The sequence below is a fragment of the Binatus sp. (SeqCode) genome (assembly GCF_035272065.1).
Lineage (GTDB): Bacteria > Desulfobacterota > Binatia > Binatales > Binataceae > Binatus.
In genome coordinates, this window is the sequence record NZ_DATEQZ010000025.1 from 1 (window position 1) to 16,815 (window position 16,815).

A 16,815-nucleotide genomic window follows, 5' to 3' on the forward strand; every position below is an offset into this window, starting at 1 on the left:
TGCGCGATGCGATGCCAGACTACCTGCACGATCCTCTCACGTTCGCATTCCGCACAGGATGGCGTATAGGAGCCGTCAGAGGATTGCGCTGGAGTTCAGTCGATTACGACAACCGAATGATCACGCTTGAGAGGAGCAACAGCAAGAACAAAAGGCCTTGGCTTCTGCCTCTGGATGATCCAGAGCTGTTCGCCGTCATCGAACGCGCTTGGCAGCGCCGTCGACTGGACTGCTTGCATGTCTTTCATCATGAGGGTCGTCCCTTGGCTGAAAGCACCTTTAGGAAGTATTGGCCAAAAGCCACCGCAGAAGCAGGCCTCTCCGGACTGCTGATTCACGATCTCCTGCGCTCTGCAGCGCGCAATCTGGTGCGCGCAGGCGTTCATGAAAATGTTGCAATGGCAATCACCGGTCACAAGACGCGCGCGATCTTCGACCGCTACAACATCATCGCTGAGGACGATCTGCGCGAAGCTATGCGCCGTCAGAGCGCGTACCTGGCAGCGCAGACGAACCGCCCCAAAGTGATGCCGATCAGGGAGGCCTGTGATCAAACTGTGATCGAACCGCGCGCATTTCGCCGCACGCTGATGCCTGCGAGTCGAAGAAAAGCTCCCGCAAATGAAGCGGTTTCTTGCGCAGCAATGCGTGCCGATGCAGATACTTTCGGACTCAAAATCCTCCGTGGGCAACCACGTGCGGGTTCAAGTCCCACCCTCGGCACCACCCCACGACGTTTTGCGATTTGTGATCGACCTACGAGCCGGGGATTTCTGGCAGCCCTTGCCGGATGCGGGCGGAGAAATCGGGGGAGTCATCTGAGGCTTTTGCTTTGTCGGTGATGTTGCTGCGTGCTTTGAGCTCCGCGAAGGGCAGGCTCGTCTCGATCTGTTCGCGTTCGTACAGGAGTTGATCGAGGTGGCCGTTTGCGAGCAGTCTCCAGTCGAGGCGCCGGCCGGCGCCGATGTTTTGCGCGTGGCCTCTGATCGCCGTCGTGCAGTTCTGCGTCAATGCGTTGTACCACTCTGGATGATCGGCGAGCCGGTTCACCTGGTCGAGGTAGTCAACCAGCAATGCCCGCGCATCCGCGGCGGGAACGCGGATCCGATACAGATAGACCTGCTCACCGCGGTAGTTGGTTCGCAGCCCGACCAGGTCGCGTTCGTCGGCGACGACATAGTACAGCTCGTACTGGCGGAAGAAGCCGCGAACGGCTGAGTAGGATTCGCCTTTCTCTTTGCGCGTCTCGATCGAGATGGCCAGGTGTTGGCCGTCGTCGAAGTCCCAGCTGACGATCGTGTGGGCGATTTGGGTCGGTCCCCAAAACGACAAGAACAGGTCCAGGCCACGAATCCTGTCGAGATCGTAGGTCCGCGTCTCCCAACGCTCGTCGTAGTCCGATTCCGATCGATATTTGAAATTCCGCACGTTCTCGATCGTGACGCGGTTGCTGTCAAAAGTCGCGCGCGCCGTGCGGGCGACATCCGGAGTCCAATCGCGGGCGTTGCTCGCCGGAATCGACGTCCACCAGAGTGCGACGACAATCACCGGGAATAGCGCGACCGTGAGGCCTCGCAAAAACGGGTGAACGATAGCCGCCAAAATTATCGAGACCAGCGCCACTCCCGCAGCAATCGCCCCCGCGAGCACGCGCGAGTGTGGTCCGTCAAACCAGATCGCCATCACGCCCCATGCGACCGCGGCAGTGACAATCACCGACATCGCGATCGTCGCGAGCAAGCGGACTGCGCGCCGGAGCATCAGTGGATTCCCGCGTGCTCGTAGAGGATGCGGCGGACTTCCTCGATCGTCTCGGGCGTGGCCTGCGTCGAGTGCCCCGAACGTACGACCAGCTCAGACTCGACGCCGTCGATGTGCGCGCTCTTGTACTCGACGACGCCATCGTCGCCTTCCTCGACCGGCCCCGATCCTTGCACAGGAATGATCGAGTGCGCGTGCACGCCGGGCGCGATCGGCAACGAGGAGAGCGCCTTGATGAAAGGATTCGAGCCATCCATGTTGTCCAGCGCGGTCGGTATCGTGAAGGGAGTTCCCATCATGCTGGGCTCGCGAAGCTTCCCGATCGCAATCGCGGACTTGGCAAGACTGCCCGGCAGGTTGATAAATTTGTTTCCGAACTTAACTATCGGATTGCTGGCCATGTAACTGCCGCGATGCGGTGTCGCGATGAAGATCACGCGTGTCACGTACGGCTGTGGTTTGAAGAACATCGCGCGCGAGGCCAGGTCGCGCGTCTCGGGATCGAGTTCCGCCTGGTCAAACGGGACCGACGTGACATTGTTCCAGAAGCGATTGCCGCTATCGACGACCATCATCTTCGTCAGAAGCCCACCCTGGCTATGGCCGATGACTACCATTTGGTTGAGCGCAGGATCCTTGTCTTCTGGATCGAGGTCTTTGCGCGCGGCGATCAGCGATTCCCGCAAACGCATCGCAGACAACGCGATCGGATTGCCGCTGTTATACATGAAGAACCAAAGCTGATAGTGCGAGGCGATCGCGGGATCGCCGAGCAGCTCGTTCGCCATCTCAGCCCATCGCGCGGGGCTCGACGCCGTCCCGTGAACGAACACCACCGGAATCATGTTCGGGTGGTATGGATGCAACATGTAGAGCCCGTTGACGTCGCCGCCGTTGCCAACGCCCAGAAAAGAAAAGTCCCCCTGACGAAAGCCGGCGAGCTCGAAATCCCAAATCGGCGCACCTTCCAGCCGATAGGCGAGCGCGGCGCTGGGGTCCGACTCGAGGGGCACGGAATAAGAACCGACTTGCACCGCAGCCGTCCTGTCCTCGTCGTAAAGTTCCACGGTGCCGTGCAGACGCCCATTGCTCATCGCGAGGCGCGGATTGTCGAAGCGCACGAAAGCGGTGACCGGCACTTTCGCATTCGCCGGAATCCATTGGCTCCCAGGGCTGCCCGGCAACGGCTCGACTCGCGCCGAGAGCGCCGCACCAATACCTGGTCTGCGGTAAGTGTTGCGCAGCCCGCGAACCTCCAGGTCCGCGAGCGACACGAACTTCGTCAGGTGATTTCCGCCGTAGTTGAATCCTTGAGGCTCGATACTCAAATTGAGCGACGCAAAGGGCAAACTCAGTTGACGCTCACTAAGGTCAACTTCCTTTCCGTCCTTTGTCGCAAGTCCCAAAGCGATGCCTCGATTGTAGAGGTCAACCGCGAGCCGCAACCGTGGATCGTAAGGACCAGGCGCGTCGGCCGGATCTGCCGGAAACAGGAACGCGTACGCATAGGCGGCGGATGCCAGGTAATAGGATTGATTCCCCGAGTCTTCCGCATACGCAAACGAGAGCTCGGATAGCGCGAACAGCCGGTTGCGTTCGTCAGGTTTGCCAAGTCCTGAATTCAACTCGGCTAGGACTGTCTGCGGATCGCTTTCGAAGCGGTCGCTAAGCGCGGTTCGCTCCAGGAGCTGCGTCGAGTAGTCGCTCGACTTGCCCGTCGAGAGCACATTCGCGTTGAGCTCGCGATGCGCTGCTTGCTCGCCGAGTCGCGTGACCCCGACCGGTGTGGCGCAACCGCCGCTGAATAAAACTACGAATGCTAGAACGACACTCCAGATGCCTAGCGACAGGTCTGCCCGTAGTGGCGCGCCAGAGACTTGCGTATCGGTCGAAAGCAACTGACTTCTCATCGAGCGTTTTGCCGTGAATTCCGGACTGCTCAACTATGCACGATTTTGAGTTCTCCAGATAACCCGGCGGCCAAGCAATTTTCTATGCTCGCAGCTTCTGGTTTGCCCATACTTGGGGGATGAACGGCGAACGAATCGCAGTCACGATGCGTCAGCCCGCGATCATTGCCGCAGTATGGATCTGCGCGCTCCTGATGTTGGCGGGTGCCGCGACGAAGATGCCCGGACAGTGGCACCGCCGCGACTTCTCGAACTACTACGAATCGGCGTGGGCGCTCCGCCATGGAATCGATCCGTACTCCGCGCTCTTGACGCCGATCGGCGCACAGCTCGGCCTCGAGACCGGCGGCCTGCTGCACGCTTCCGAGACGCCGCCGTTTCTGCTTTGCTTCGAACCTCTCGCGCGGTTGCGGCCGCGCGCCGCTTTCTGGATCTGGACCGCAATCAATTTTTCCGCATTGGCAATCGCCATGTATCTGTTGCTTGCGCATCGACGCGGACTCTCCGGTCGCACCGCGTGGCTGCTAGCGGGACTGCTTCTGATGTCCGCGCCGGTGAGTTTGAATTTTTTACTGGGGACAATCGCAGCTCATCGTCCTGGCCCTGATGGTAGCCGCGATGCGCGCGATGGAACGCGACCGCGACGGCACGGCAGGTCTGCTGATCGCAATCGCCGGACTGTTGCGTGCGTACCCCCTTCTGCTCGTCGGCTATTTTGTCATCCGTAGAAAATGGCGGGCGGTTGTGCTCGCGACGACTGGAATCGCGGCAGGAGTGTTAGTAACAGTCGCCGCCTTGGGCTCAACCCAAACTCTCAGCTTCGTTCACGGTGCATTGTGGCTCACTGACTATTCAGTAGTGAACCGGGTGGACAATCTTTCGCTCGGACCATTCGTATCGCGGACATTCTGGGCACTCACGGGTACCGCGTCCGGCTCAGCGCACGACTGGATCAGACGCGCCTGCATCGCCGTCGGGGACCTAATAGTACTCGGAGTGACTATTCGCGCGACACTGGCCGACGCGAACCGCGGCGATCCCGACTGGAGAATCTACTCACTGTGGATCGCGACCTCGCTCATGCTGACGCCCGTCGGATGGCATCACTACCTGGTGTTGCTGGCTATTCCGTTCGTGCAACTGGTCGCGTCCGCAGCGGATGGGCGGTCAAGCTCGCGGGCCGTCTGGATGGCTGCGTTGTCCTATAGTCTCGGCGCGTTTTCGCTCCGCGTCTTCAACCGCTTCCTGGTGCCTCCCCCAACCGCGTTTCAGCTCAGCTTCCCATGGCTCGTGCGCGCGCTAGAGGAAACGAGCTTCATCGCTTTACTCACGGGATACATCGCGTCTTATTGGTTCGCGACTGACCACGCCCGCGCTTTGCCCGCAATTCAGCCAACGACCGTAGCCGTGCGACCGCTCACGCTCGATCCGCGTTCCCTCACAGCCCCAGCATCCTCCGCAACTTCACCGCACTGAATCCCAGCATCGTTTCGTTGCCGACGCGAATTACTGGAACCGCGCGAAAGCCCATGCTGGCCAGCTCGTTGATGAGCGAAGGATCCTTGGCGATGCTCTTTTCGACGAAGCTGACGTTGTGCTGCGTGAGAAACTCTTTCGCCTGATGGCAGGCCGAGCATCCCGTATTGGTGTAAATCACGACTTCCATGGGACCTCCTTTTTTCGGCCGCGCGATGCACGCATCGGCGCACACTCTCCGCCACACGCCTCGACCATCTTGCGCAGCGTGAGCCTTAGCCGCAGCAGCCGATCGATCTCCTCGTTCATCTCAGTCAGTTTTGCTTCGGCCTTTCGCGTGACTGGACCGCATTCCGCCGTCGATTTCACGCCTTGCGAAAGCAACTCCTTGATTTCCTTCAGCGTAAATCCGAGCCGCTTCGCGTCGCCGATGAACCGCAGCCGGTCGAGCACGTCGTCGGAGTAGCTCCTGTAACCCGATAAGCTTCGCCGCGGTTTTGCGAGCAGCCCTTGCCGCTCGTAGAACCGCAGAGTGTCTATACTAACTCCCGCCGCAATAGCGACTCGGCCAATCGTCATCCGCGCCTCACGATAGACCCTTGACTATGGTCCAGAGTCAAGCGTGTCGATTAATTCTCCGGCAACGCGGTCACGTACTCGAAGTCCAGGGCCTGATGGTTGATTCCGCGCGTGGGCGGTGCGATCCAGCTCGCGAATTGACCGGGCGCGGTGACAGGCTTCATAAGCGACGCCACGAATTCGCGGTCGGCCTGCGTCGGTATCCACTCCGCTTTGCGCCGCTCCCACTCTTCATCCGGGATAATCGGTCCATCCGGCGTCACGTTGACCCCCGCGAACTCTCCGATCGAGCGCCGAAACCCCCGATGCGGCAGCTTGAGCTCAAAGCTGACCCCGGCTTCCCGAATAACCTTGTTCCATCGCGCTAGAGCCCGCTCGCAATCGGTGATGTACGAGTCGCGAAGAGTCTCATTCAACGCGATCAGCGCCGGCTGTTCGGTTTGGATGATTACCCCGTTGTCCGGCTTGAATACTCTGTAGCCGCTTTGCGTCAGTTGATGGTCGTCCTCGCGGTCGGTCTCCTTGAAGCGGCCTTTCAGACCCGCGCTGTAGTAATTGGCCGCATTGGTCGATAGTTCCGAGCCGAACAAGTCGAGCGATACTGAGTAATGAAAGTTTATATACTTTTGAATGAGAGTCAGGTCGATGCCGCCATACTCACTTACTATGTCGGTGTTATGCTCTTTCATCAATTGACAAGTGCGGGCAATCACGCGGCTCACTCCCGATTCGCCGACGAAAAGGTGATGCGCCTCCTCGGTCAGCATGAAGCGGCAGGTGCGCGCCAGCGGATCGAATCCCGATTCGGCCAGGCTCGCGAGCTGATACTTGCCGTCGCGGTCCGTGAAATGCGTGAACATGAAGTACGACAGCCAATCGGGCGTCTTCTCGTTGAAGGCGCCGAGGATGCGGGGGTTGTCCGCGTTGCCCGACCGCCGCAGGAGCAGCGCTTCGGCCTCTTCGCGGCCGTCGCGTCCGAAGTAGGCATGCAGCAGGTAGACCATCGCCCACAGATGGCGTCCTTCTTCGACGTTGACCTGGAAAAGATTGCGCAGGTCGTAGAGCGACGGACAGGTCCGGCCCAGATGCCGCTGCTGCTCGACCGACGCGGGCTCGGTGTCGCCCTGCGTGACGATCAGGCGGCGCAGGACTCCACGATGCTCGCCCGGCACTTCGCGCCAGACCGGTTCGCCTTTGTGCTCGCCGAACGGAATCTTGCGATCGGGCTCGGGGTCGGCCAGGAAAATGCCCCATCGATAGTCAGGCATCTTGACGTAGCCGAATGTCGCCCAACCTTGTGCGTCAGTCGAAGTCGCAGTCCGCAAATATACCTCGCAGCCCTGGAATTTCTCAGGGCCCATCTCGCTCCACCATTGCAGGAACCCGGGTTGCCACGCCTCGAGCGCGCGCTGCAGGCGGCGGTCTTCGGCTAGATTCACGTTGTTGGGAATTCGCTCGGAATAGTTTATCGGCATCAGACTCTCCTCGGATCGAATTCCGGCCGCGCTCCTGTGCCGTAGAGTTTCAACGCGCCTTTTTCACCGACCGCGTTGGGACGCTGGAAGATCCAGTTTTGCCAAGCCGACAGACGGGCAAATATTTTCGACTCGAGCGTCTCCGGCCCGCCGAATCGCAAAGACGCTTCCATGCCGGTCAGCGCGTCCGACGAAAAGGCCGCGCGTTCTTCGATAGCGAGACGAACCTCGTCGTCCCAGTCGATATCGTCCGGCGTGAAGGTCACGAGGCCCAACCCATCCGCCTGCGACGCATCGATCTGCTCGCCAATCCGGCCGCGCAACTTCTCGACGTGCTCCGGTTCGCCCTGAAATCTGCTTGCCAGCCGAGTCAAGCCGTTGCACATCGGCATCGCGCCAAAGTTCATTTCCGTCAGCCTGATATTCGCCGGCAATGACTCATCACCTTCGCGCAATCCGCTCAGCATGTACGTGCGGTCCGAGGCCAGCGCGAGCTCGAGCAGAGTTCCGCAAAAGCACGACCCCGGCTCGATCAACGCGAAGATCGATCGCGAGCTGACGTCGAGCCGCTTCAGCGTGCGCTTCAGGTAGAGGCGAATCTCACGCACCAGCCAGTCCTCGGCGTTCGCGGCGAGGAACGCGTCGTGCGACCTCACCAGCGCCGAGTCGCCCCGCGTGCGGAAGATCCACGTCCGCAGGGTTTCCTCGTTGAACCGCAAATGCAGAATCGCGTCTTCGAGTTCGCGCGCTATCGCCAACGGCCAGAAGTCCGCGCCGATTGAATGAGCCTCTTCGACGTTGCGCGGCGCCGGCTTTTCTGGAGCCTCGACCACAAACGTCGCGGTTGAATTGTCGCGATCGATCTCGATCGTCAGGTGCGCATACTTGACCCTTCTCTCTTCCACCTCACGCGATAGCCGGCCGAGCGATATTCCGCGCGCATGCGTAGCCACACCCGAACGCGCCGCAAACTCGAGCGCTCTTTGCGACGCCGACTCAATCAGTCGCGAGCGGGGAACGACTTCATCGACCAATTGCCATTCCTCGGCGCGCTTGCCCCGCACTCCTTCCTCGGTCGCGCAGAAAAAGTCCGCGCGGTCGCGCCGAACGCGGCGCTTGTCGACCAGCCGAGTCAATCCGCCCGTGCCCGGCAGCACCCCGAGCAGCGCGACCTCGGGCAGCGACACACTCGTCGAGCCGTCGTCGGCCAACATTATATAATCGGTCGCGAGCGCGAGTTCGTAGCCGCCGCCCGCGCACGCTCCGCCGATAGCAGTCATGTAGTACTGGTCCGAGTTGAGCGTAGCGTCCTCGATCGCGTTGCGAGTCTCGTTGGTGAATTTGCAAAAATTTACTTTGAACGGATGACTCGACAGGCCAAGCATCCTGATGTTCGCGCCGGCGCAAAATACGCGCTCCTTGCCCGACGTGACGATCACGCATTTTACTTCGGGATGCTCGAAGCGGATGCGATTCACCGCGTCGTTGAGTTCGATATCGACGCCGAGGTCGTAGGAATTGAGCTTCAGCTCATAGCCCGGCGCGAGTCCGCCGTTTTCGTCCACATCCATCAAGACCGTCGCGACCGGCCCGTCGAAGTTCAGACGCCAATGCCGATAACCGGAGGGCTCCGTTCGAAAGTCGATCATCGCGAAATTCTCCCGCCTGGAAGAGATGCCTTACGTACAGTATAGACCGTGCGTGAGCATCCGATTCAACAATCGGCTCGCGTCACGCAACCCGCCGCAACACGACCATTGCATGTCCGGCCACGTGAACCCGCTCCTCGAACAAGTGCGGTTGTGCGCGATCCGGCGCCGTCGCATCCCCGGTATCGAGCACGACCGTCCACTGCCGCCCCCACTTCTTCGGCGGCAGCTTGAATTCCATCGCCTCGCGATACGAGTTGAACATCAGGAAGAAGCTGGCGTCGGTGATTTTGACGCCGGCGCCGTCGCGTTCAGTCATCGCGTTTCCGTTCAGGAACGCGCCCAGCGTTTTCGCATATCCGACGCCCCAGTCGGCGGAGGTCATCTCGGCGCCGTCGGGCCGAAACCATTCGAGATCTTTCCGCCGGGCGCCCCTTGCCGGATCGCCCGTGAACCATCTCCTGCGCCGGAAGATCGGATGCGCGCGGCGGATCTGAATCAAGCGCCGCGTGAAATCGATCAGCGTCGCGTCGGCGCTCACCCAATCGATCCATGAAATCGGATTGTCCTGGCAGTACGCGTTGTTGTTGCCGCGCTGCGAACGTCCGAGCTCGTCGCCCGCCGTGATCATCGGTACGCCCTGCGACAGCAACAGCGTCGCGAGGAAGTTGCGCTTTTGCCGCTCGCGAACCGCACGAATTGCGGGATCCTCGGTCGGCCCTTCGACGCCGCAGTTCCACGAGTGATTGTTGTTGTCGCCGTCGCGATTATCCTCACCGTTCGCCTCGTTGTGCTTGTCATTGTGCGAAACTAGATCGGCGAGCGTGAAGCCGTCGTGCGAGGTGACAAAGTTGACGCTCGCGAGCGGTGCGCGGCCGTCGGCGCGGTACAGATCCGAACTGCCGGTGACCCGCGACGCGAATTCGCCCATCGAATAGTTCGCGCCCCGCCAGTAATCGCGCACGCCGTCGCGGTACTTGCCGTTCCATTCCTTCCAGTTGACCGGAAAATCCCCCACGCGATAGCCGCTATCGCCGACGTCCCATGGCTCCGCGATCAGCTTGGCCGCCGATATCACGGGGTCCTGCGCGATCGCCGCAAAAAACGGGCTGCCCGCGAATTCGCCGCGTGGACCGCGCGCAAGCGTGGTCGCAAGGTCGAAGCGAAATCCATCGACGTGCATCTCGAGTATCCAGTAGCGCAGGCTTTCCATCACCATTTGGAGCACCCGCGGATGCGTCGTATCCAGTGAGTTGCCGGTGCCGGTGTAATCCTCGCATCGGCCACTGCCGTCAGCGCGCAGCCGATAGTAACTCGCGTTGTCGATCCCGCGAAAACAAATCGTCGGCCCGTTCTCGTTTCCTTCCGCCGTATGGTTGTAAACAACGTCGAGGATCACCTCGATCCCCGCACGATGGAACGCCTTCACCATCGACTTGAATTCGGTGACCGAACTGCCCAGCGCGCTCCCGGATGCAAAGCGGATGTCCGGCGCGAAATTGCCAATTGAATCGTATCCCCAATAGTTCGTCAGCCCGAGTTTCTTCAGGCGGTGTTCGGGAAATGTCTGGTGCACCGGCATCAACTCGATTGCGTTCACGCCGAGCGAGGTGAGGTGCTTGATCACGGCCGGCTCCGCAAGCCCCGCAAATCTGCCGCGAATCTTGCGCGGCACTTCGGGATGCATCGCGGTCATCCCCTTCACGTGCGCCTCGTAGATGACGAGGTCCGACCACGGAATCGCGGGTTTGCGATCGCCCTCCCAGTCGTACGCCGGATCGACCACCACGCACTTGGACATTGCGCGCGCGCTGTTCCGCGAATCCAGAAGAGGCGCGGTGCCAACGGTGACCGAGCGATAACCCATCATCGAATCGTGCCACCGAGGAATTCGATCGAGCGTGTGCGCGTACGGATCGAGCAGCAGCTTGGCCGAGTTGAAGCGATGCCCCGCGGGAGGATCGTACGGACCGCTCACACGATAGCCGTAACGCTGGCCGGCGCGAACTCCGGGAACGTAGGCGTGCCAGACGTGTTCGGTGCGCTCTGCCAGCGGTATTCGAGCAATCTCGGTATTGCCGCCGATGCCCCCGAAGAGGCAGAGCGTCGCGCCGGTCGCATGTTCGGAAAATATCGCGAAGTTCGCACCCGCGCCGTCGAAGGTGGCGCCGAGCGGATACGGCGCGCCGGGCAGAATCTCAAATCTGGTTTTCGGCATGATGAAAATGTCACTAATGGCAAGCCGCAACGATAGTGGCAACCGTTGCGGTTGTTCCGGCGGCTCGCGCTACAATCGGGGCGGCTTGCTCATGCGCTTCGTCGATTTCTACTTCGATTTCTCCAGCACCAATAGCTACTTCGCCGCGTTCCTGTTGCCTGAGATTTGCGTCCGCAACGACGCGCGCGTGAACTGGATGCCGGCGCATTTCGCCGCACTCTTCCGCGGCACCGGCTTCGACGTGATGGCCATGACGCCGCCTAAGGCGCGTTACCTGTGGCGCGATCACGCGCGCTACGCGGAACTGACGAGGTTGCCGTTCAAGAAGCCCAGCCGCTTTCCGATCAAGACGTCGTCCGCCCTGCGCGCGGTCCTGGCCGCTGGTCACACAACTCAGGTGGACGATGACGGCGTTTCGCGCGAGCGCGCTCAGCGCACGCTCTCGCAGGCAATCATGCGCGCTTACTGGGAACGCGACGAGGATATCAGCGACCGCGACGTGCTGGCTTCGATTGCCACGAGCGCCGGTTTCGACGGCGAGAAGCTTATGCCTCTTGCCGATGCGAAGTCGACTCGCGACGAACTCGCCGCATTGACCGAGACTGCGGTTGCGCGCGGCGTCTTCGGCGCGCCCACCTTTTTCGTCGGCGACGAGATGTTCTGGGGCAAGGACCGCCTCGATTTCGTCGAACGATGGCTCAAGCGACCGGAATGACTGCCTTTTTTCTCGGCAAATGCCCGCTCTCGCGGCCCGGCGCGAGTGATTCGACCAAACGCCCCGACGACCTGAGCGCGCCAAAGCGGCATCAAAGCCGTCCTACAGTTCGTAGCTAAAGACTTGACAGGTTGTAGGTAAAGTTAAACAATACGACCCATGACAGCGTCGGGGATAGCAATATCGCGCAACAAGACTCCACAGGTCACAACACGGATGACTAGCGCCGAAGAACTCGAGATCCTGCCGCTCCCGTGGCCGGCGCCCGGAGCCGATTTGCGCCTGGCGCGCCGCCCGCACCGCCATCGATGCGTCAACTGCCCCAGCCATTATCTGTGCGCCGGACCGGACGAGACCGGCGAATGCGTGCCGCTTTGCGGCCCGTGCTTGTGGGTCGAATTGGGCTCACAACTGAAAATGTATCAGTCAATGGCGAATGAAATCGATCGGCGCCGCCGCAAGATCGAGGAACAGATTGGCTCCGCTGAATGCCGGCGGGCGCAGATGCTCCGGCGCAATCTGCTGCGCGACAGCAGCGTGGTCGCCGGCTTCGGGCGTGTCGTTCTTAAGCGCGAGGAAAGTGGCTCGAAGGCGAGCGACTGAATTTTTGACTATTGCGCGCCAGGGACTGTGTACCTGAACGCGATTTGATTTTGGCCGTGATGGTAGAGGGGATCAAATGACTTCGGCAGCGCCGGATTGGACCCCGGTAGCCTCGAAGGACGCGTCAGCGTCGCTCGCGACGCGTACCGATTGCGGGGCGGCCAGCCGGAACTTTCGGACACTTCCGGCTGGTTCGTCGTCGTATGTTTGGTTCAAAAATGCGCTGGTCGCGTTGCAAAAACGCCCCTTCGGCGAGTTTTCCACACTACCCTTGGTATGGCCTTTGATTGCATTGACTATAGGTGGTGTGGCATACGGTTTGCTCGACTTATTGTCCGTAGATGGGTATTGAAAAGCATCGCGAGTCACCTAATATAGGGCGCCGGTCATGCCAGCCAGCCTGGCATTCGCCCAAGTAGTATTTAATGAGCGCAGCCCTCACTTCATCGCCAGCCATCGCCAAACGGATCCCGCGCGAACCGGACGCGCTGGTAACTCGCGAAGTCGATCATCTCGTTTCCAAGTTGCTCGGCGAAATCAAGGTCCCCTACGCCTCGCTCGGCACCCGAGTGCTCAATCAGCTTTCCGATCTTAAGAAGATTCTCTCCGCCGACTACGCCGACGTCCCCGCGCTTCCATCCAGGACCCTGGCCAGGGATTTGGCGCAGATCGTCGAGAAGGACATCAAGCAACACATCCCGACTTACGGCAGCTTGGAGGATCTCGGCAGCCCGCAACTGCTAGGTCACCTGGGTAAATTGTTCGGTCCGCGCGAACTCGAATTGCGTGCCGAGCCTTATACCACCGGCGCCGGCCTGTCACTGCGCGGATTTTATTGCCGTGCCGAAGTCGGCGAAAAAAGCAAGTTCGTGATTTTCGTCAACACCGCGCATCATCGCGGCGCGGTCGGCGCGACCCTGGGCCATGAACTCGGCCACTTCATCTACGGCTCGTTGGTCGGCGAGAAGGCCGCCCACACTGCCTTTATGGAAGGCGCGTTCGCCAATCACCTGGCCGAAGAGGACGAACTGTTTGCCGACAGCCTCGTCGCGCTCGCAGCCTACAGTCCGGAATCGATCAGAAAGATCGGCGGCATCACGCATCTCAAGCCGGGTTCCTCGGACGATCTGTTCAACAGCATAAAGTACGCCTACGACAGGATTGGAACGCGTTACGACCTCGACCTGAGCAAGGGCAAGATGGGGGCGGCGTTGCGCGTCCGCTACCTCACCTCGATGGCGCACTTCTTCAAGCTGCGCTGCGCGCTCCACAAGACGGCCGGAATCTGAGCTTCGAAAAAAGGGGACAAGGCGGGCGCTCGCCGAAGCCAGGCGGGCGCCATCGTTTTTCTCGGCTCCAGGCTTGCTCGCGCTCAATCTGCGTCTACTTCAACTCTCCGCTGCTGTAGTTCAGGATCTTCCGCGCCACGATCAACATCTGCATCTGCTGTGTTCCTTCATAGATGTCGTTGATCTTCGCGTCGCGCATCCACTTCTCCAGCTGCAGCCCGCGCGAATAGCCCAGCGGTCCCAGCATTTCGACCGCCTTCTGCGTGACCTCGGTCACCACCAGCCCGGCCTTCGCCTTCGCCATTGAAGCCTCGAGGTGGTTGGGCTTGCCCATATCGAGCATCCAGGCCGCGCGCCACGCAAGCAGCCGCGTTGCCTTGAGATTGGCTTCCAGCGCGATGAAGTCACGTTCGACCGCGGAAAGCCTGGTCGGGGCGATTCCGTAGCGGATCGGCACGCCATGTTCACTCAGAAACTCGCGCACGCAATCCAGTGCCGCGCGCGCCACTCCGATCGACATCGCTGCAACGATCGTGCGGGTGGTATCGAAGGTCGGCATGATGTCGCGAAATCCCGTGTCGCGCGCAATCTCCGCGCTGCCCAAAAGATGGTCCGCGGGTATGCGGCATTTCTCGAACACCAGCACCGCGGTGTCGGAAGCGCGGATTCCGAGCTTTTTCTCCACCCGGCTCACCGTCATCCCAGGCGTGTGATGCTCGACCACGAACGGCTTGATGCCAGCGCGGCCCGCGCTCGGGTCGATCGTCGCCCATACCACGACGAAGCCCTCCGACTTCTCAGCCGCCATCTGACCTGAGGTGCAAAACATCTTGGCTCCGTTGAGCACCCAACAGTCGCCGTCGCGCGTTGCCGTGGTGGCCATCGCGGCCGGATCGGAGCCGCATCCCGGCTCGGAGACTGCCATAGCGCTCCACTTCGGTCCGCCCTCCCGGAAGCGTTGCAGGAATTTTTCTTTCTGTTCGGGCGTCCCCGAGGCCGCTACCGCAGCGCCGCCCAGTCCGGCGTTGGGAATCGAAATGAACAACCCGGCATCGCCCCAGCACAGTTCCTCGGCAGCCAGTACCAGTCCGAGATTGACGACTTTGCGCGGCGATGTGCCGCCGCCACCCGACGAAGCCTGGTCGCGTCCGACGCGCAGTTGCAGGTTGCCGGCGCGCGAGGCGGACCACATCGTTTCATAAAAGCCCCAGGGCTTTTCGCCTTCCCGCTCGTCGAACTCGCGCGAGAGGGGACGCATCACCTGCTCCGCCACCGCGTGATACATGCCGCACAACCCGGCTTCCCGCGGTTCCCACTCGAATTCGATCAATTTGACTCTCCGCTAACCAACGGCAGATGGGTTACCACTTCGATATTCCTCTGGCTAGAGCGCCTCAAACATCGCGTTGAAAAGGAATCGCGGTGCGCCGTCAACGATGCACCCGTCTTTCCATTTACCTTCTAACAGGGACGAAGTCCCGCATCTCTTCTTTTCTTAACACCGGGTGCAGGGGTCACCCCTGCCCAAGGAAGTGTGAAACCCATGGTGGGTTTCACATAAAAATGGATTTATTCTCCGGCGCGATCGCGTAGGAGAATGTTCTACAATGCCGCGAACATCGCGTTGAACAGCGACGAGGCCCGCCCGTCGATCAGCGCGTCCGAACCCATCTGGTTCATCGTGTAGCCAAACCCGACGCGCGCGTCGGGATCGGCAAATCCGATCGAGCCGCCCGCCCCCGGATGCCCAAACGTGCGCGGATTCGGCCCGAGTGGCGCCGCCGGCTGATTGAGCGCAAATCCCAGTCCCCATCGCGACACGACGCCCAGCACAAGGTCGGGTCCGTTCGCCTGTTCCGTATGCGCGCGCTTGATACTCGCCGGCGTCAGCACGCGATAACCGTTCAGCTCGCCGCCGGTCGCGAGCGCGCCATACAGCGCCGCAAGCGCGCGCGCAGTCGCATGGCCGTTGGCAGCGGGAACCTCCGCGCCGCGCCACGCGCGGCTGTTGACCAGCGCGGGATCGACCACTGGCCGCGGATTCGCGATCGCCTTGTACGTCATCGATTCCGGATCGGCGCTCATCGTCGCGATTTGATCGGGCTTGCCCGGCTGTGGCGGCGGCGCGCCGATCAGTTCCGCGATTCGCGGATCGAAGCTCGCGTCCACGCCGATATGAATATCGAGCTTGAGCGGTCCCGCGATTTCCTCGCGCAGGTAAGTGCCCGGCGTCTTGCCCGTGATTCGCCGAATCACTTCGCCGACCAGATAGCCGAACGTGATCGCGTGATAGCCGTGCTTGGTGCCCGGCTCCCACCACGGCTCCTGCGCCGCCAGCGCCGCGCACATCACGGGCCAGTTCGTGTATGCGTCCATCGGCAACTGCTTGCGCACGGCCGGCAGCCCCGCGCGATGGCTCAGCAGATAATTTACGGGAATCTTTTCCTTGCCCGCCTGCGCAAACTCGGGCCAGTACTTAGCCACCGGCGCATCAAGATCGAGCTTCCCCTGATCGACCAGCCGATGCGCACACATCGACGTGATCCCCTTGGTAGTCGACCAAACATTGACGAGCGCATCGCGCGTCCAGGGCTTGGTCTTAGCCTTGTCTGCGTACCCTCCCCAAAGATCAAAAACCGTTTTCCCATCAACGACAGCAGCAACCGCCGCCCCAACCTCGAGCTCATGCTCAAAGCTATTCGCAAAAATGTCACGCACGCTGCTAAATCGCGGATCACAGGTACCTTCGATCTTCACGGACATATCTCTCTCCTCGTCGATCAAGCCTCCACATACCATGCAATCTGGATCGCCACCAAGTCGCAGCTAAGGTGACCGTTGCCCTCTGGTTCCCTCGCTCGTTCGGAAGAGGGCTGCGGTGAGGAACCGTTGTGTCCGGATCTTCTCCTCTCCCTGTGAGACCCGGGTTCAGGGATGAACTGTTCAGCCTGACCGCGCCGCGCTCGACGTGTCTAGCATCCCGTTGTGCATGACACTCACTACCTGATGCGAACTTCCTTGCCGCTGGCCGCGATCCACCATCGGACGACCTCCGCTCTCGAAATATTAATTTTTACGGAACGAAGCTACGCTTGGTGGTGCTTTGATCGATCAACCACAACAGGTGGTAGAAAATGCCC

14 protein-coding genes and 1 pseudogene are annotated in these 16,815 nt (G+C 60.8%); 6 read left to right on the top strand and 9 right to left on the bottom strand.

What is annotated here, in order from left to right; genetic code table 11:
• The coding region (locus VJX68_RS03045) for a tyrosine-type recombinase/integrase (RefSeq protein WP_324094173.1) at nt 1-842 on the top strand (842 nt) is incomplete at its 5' end.
• On the opposite strand, the gene VJX68_RS03050 is transcribed toward VJX68_RS03045, so the two are convergent.
• Nucleotides 757-1,761, bottom strand: coding sequence for an Lnb N-terminal periplasmic domain-containing protein (locus VJX68_RS03050; RefSeq protein ID WP_324094174.1), 1,005 nt, complete (start codon nt 1,759-1,761; stop codon nt 757-759). The two genes, VJX68_RS03045 and VJX68_RS03050, sit on opposite strands and share 86 nt — an antisense overlap.
• Nucleotides 1,761-3,659: an esterase/lipase family protein gene (locus tag VJX68_RS03055; protein ID WP_324094175.1), complete on the bottom strand. Its 1,899-nt coding sequence runs from the start codon at nt 3,657-3,659 to the stop codon at nt 1,761-1,763. The genes VJX68_RS03050 and VJX68_RS03055 overlap by 1 nt, the downstream gene beginning before the upstream one ends.
• 230 nt (nt 3,660-3,889) lie before the next feature.
• On the opposite strand from VJX68_RS03055, the pseudogene VJX68_RS19265 reads away from it, so the two are divergent.
• Both VJX68_RS19265 and VJX68_RS03060 read left to right on the top strand, forming a co-directional pair.
• Nucleotides 3,890-4,225: pseudogene (locus VJX68_RS19265) on the top strand (hypothetical protein); the annotation flags it as partial.
• 10 nt (nt 4,226-4,235) lie between these two features.
• Nucleotides 4,236-5,147, top strand: coding sequence for a glycosyltransferase family 87 protein (locus VJX68_RS03060; protein WP_324094373.1), 912 nt, complete (start codon nt 4,236-4,238; stop codon nt 5,145-5,147).
• Here the strand turns inward: VJX68_RS03060 and VJX68_RS03065 are convergent.
• From VJX68_RS03065 to glgX, 5 genes are all read right to left on the bottom strand, one after another.
• Nucleotides 5,110-5,337, bottom strand: coding sequence for a glutaredoxin family protein (locus tag VJX68_RS03065; RefSeq protein WP_324094176.1), 228 nt, complete (start codon nt 5,335-5,337; stop codon nt 5,110-5,112). The two genes, VJX68_RS03060 and VJX68_RS03065, sit on opposite strands and share 38 nt — an antisense overlap.
• Nucleotides 5,325-5,726, bottom strand: a complete 402-nt coding sequence (locus VJX68_RS03070; protein WP_324094177.1) for a MerR family transcriptional regulator — start codon at nt 5,724-5,726, stop codon at nt 5,325-5,327. The genes VJX68_RS03065 and VJX68_RS03070 overlap by 13 nt, the downstream gene beginning before the upstream one ends.
• 50 nt (nt 5,727-5,776) lie before the next feature.
• On the bottom strand, nt 5,777-7,204 hold the full coding sequence (gene boxB, locus VJX68_RS03075; protein ID WP_349255881.1) for a benzoyl-CoA 2,3-epoxidase subunit BoxB: 1,428 nt from the start codon (nt 7,202-7,204) through the stop codon (nt 5,777-5,779).
• Nucleotides 7,201-8,850: a 2,3-epoxybenzoyl-CoA dihydrolase gene (gene boxC, locus VJX68_RS03080; protein WP_324094179.1), complete on the bottom strand. Its 1,650-nt coding sequence runs from the start codon at nt 8,848-8,850 to the stop codon at nt 7,201-7,203. Before boxC ends, boxB begins: the two co-directional genes overlap by 4 nt.
• A gap of 82 nt (nt 8,851-8,932) precedes the next feature.
• Entirely contained in the window at nt 8,933-11,068 is a 2,136-nt protein-coding gene (gene glgX / locus VJX68_RS03085) for a glycogen debranching protein GlgX (protein WP_324094180.1), read from the bottom strand.
• A gap of 16 nt (nt 11,069-11,084) precedes the next feature.
• On the opposite strand from glgX, the gene VJX68_RS03090 reads away from it, so the two are divergent.
• The 3 genes from VJX68_RS03090 (at nt 11,085) to VJX68_RS03100 (ending at nt 13,675) form a co-directional block, all read left to right on the top strand.
• Nucleotides 11,085-11,783, top strand: a complete 699-nt coding sequence (locus tag VJX68_RS03090) for a 2-hydroxychromene-2-carboxylate isomerase (RefSeq protein WP_324094181.1) — start codon at nt 11,085-11,087, stop codon at nt 11,781-11,783.
• 216 nt (nt 11,784-11,999) lie between these two features.
• Nucleotides 12,000-12,386 carry a hypothetical protein gene (locus VJX68_RS03095; RefSeq protein ID WP_324094182.1) on the top strand — a complete coding sequence of 129 codons (387 nt, stop codon included), beginning with the start codon at nt 12,000-12,002 and terminating at the stop codon, nt 12,384-12,386.
• A gap of 425 nt (nt 12,387-12,811) precedes the next feature.
• Nucleotides 12,812-13,675: a hypothetical protein gene (locus VJX68_RS03100; RefSeq protein WP_324094183.1), complete on the top strand. Its 864-nt coding sequence runs from the start codon at nt 12,812-12,814 to the stop codon at nt 13,673-13,675.
• Nucleotides 13,676-13,769: 94 nt separating this feature from the next.
• On the opposite strand, the gene VJX68_RS03105 is transcribed toward VJX68_RS03100, so the two are convergent.
• Together VJX68_RS03105 and VJX68_RS03110 are read right to left on the bottom strand one after the other, a co-directional pair.
• On the bottom strand, nt 13,770-15,005 hold the full coding sequence (locus tag VJX68_RS03105; RefSeq protein WP_324094184.1) for an acyl-CoA dehydrogenase family protein: 1,236 nt from the start codon (nt 15,003-15,005) through the stop codon (nt 13,770-13,772).
• Between the two features lie 272 nt (nt 15,006-15,277).
• A complete protein-coding gene (locus VJX68_RS03110; RefSeq protein ID WP_324094185.1) occupies nt 15,278-16,474 on the bottom strand; it encodes a serine hydrolase domain-containing protein in 1,197 nt (398 codons plus the stop codon).
• Between the last annotated feature and the right edge of the window lie 341 nt (nt 16,475-16,815).

What these genes read in the sequence shown, in the direction of transcription:
- VJX68_RS03050 (WP_324094174.1), bottom strand. Translation starts at nt 1,761, where the DNA reads ATGCTCCGGCGCGCAGTCCGCTTGCTCGCGACGATCGCGATGTCGGTG.
- VJX68_RS03065 (WP_324094176.1), bottom strand. Translation starts at nt 5,337, where the DNA reads ATGGAAGTCGTGATTTACACCAATACGGGATGCTCGGCCTGCCATCAG.
- VJX68_RS03070 (WP_324094177.1), bottom strand. Translation starts at nt 5,726, where the DNA reads ATGACGATTGGCCGAGTCGCTATTGCGGCGGGAGTTAGTATAGACACT.
- boxC (WP_324094179.1), bottom strand. Translation starts at nt 8,850, where the DNA reads ATGATCGACTTTCGAACGGAGCCCTCCGGTTATCGGCATTGGCGTCTG.
- glgX (WP_324094180.1), bottom strand. Translation starts at nt 11,068, where the DNA reads ATGCCGAAAACCAGATTTGAGATTCTGCCCGGCGCGCCGTATCCGCTC.
- VJX68_RS03090 (WP_324094181.1), top strand. Translation starts at nt 11,085, where the DNA reads ATGGCAAGCCGCAACGATAGTGGCAACCGTTGCGGTTGTTCCGGCGGC.
- VJX68_RS03095 (WP_324094182.1), top strand. Translation starts at nt 12,000, where the DNA reads ATGACTAGCGCCGAAGAACTCGAGATCCTGCCGCTCCCGTGGCCGGCG.
- VJX68_RS03100 (WP_324094183.1), top strand. Translation starts at nt 12,812, where the DNA reads ATGAGCGCAGCCCTCACTTCATCGCCAGCCATCGCCAAACGGATCCCG.
- VJX68_RS03110 (WP_324094185.1), bottom strand. Translation starts at nt 16,474, where the DNA reads ATGGTATGTGGAGGCTTGATCGACGAGGAGAGAGATATGTCCGTGAAG.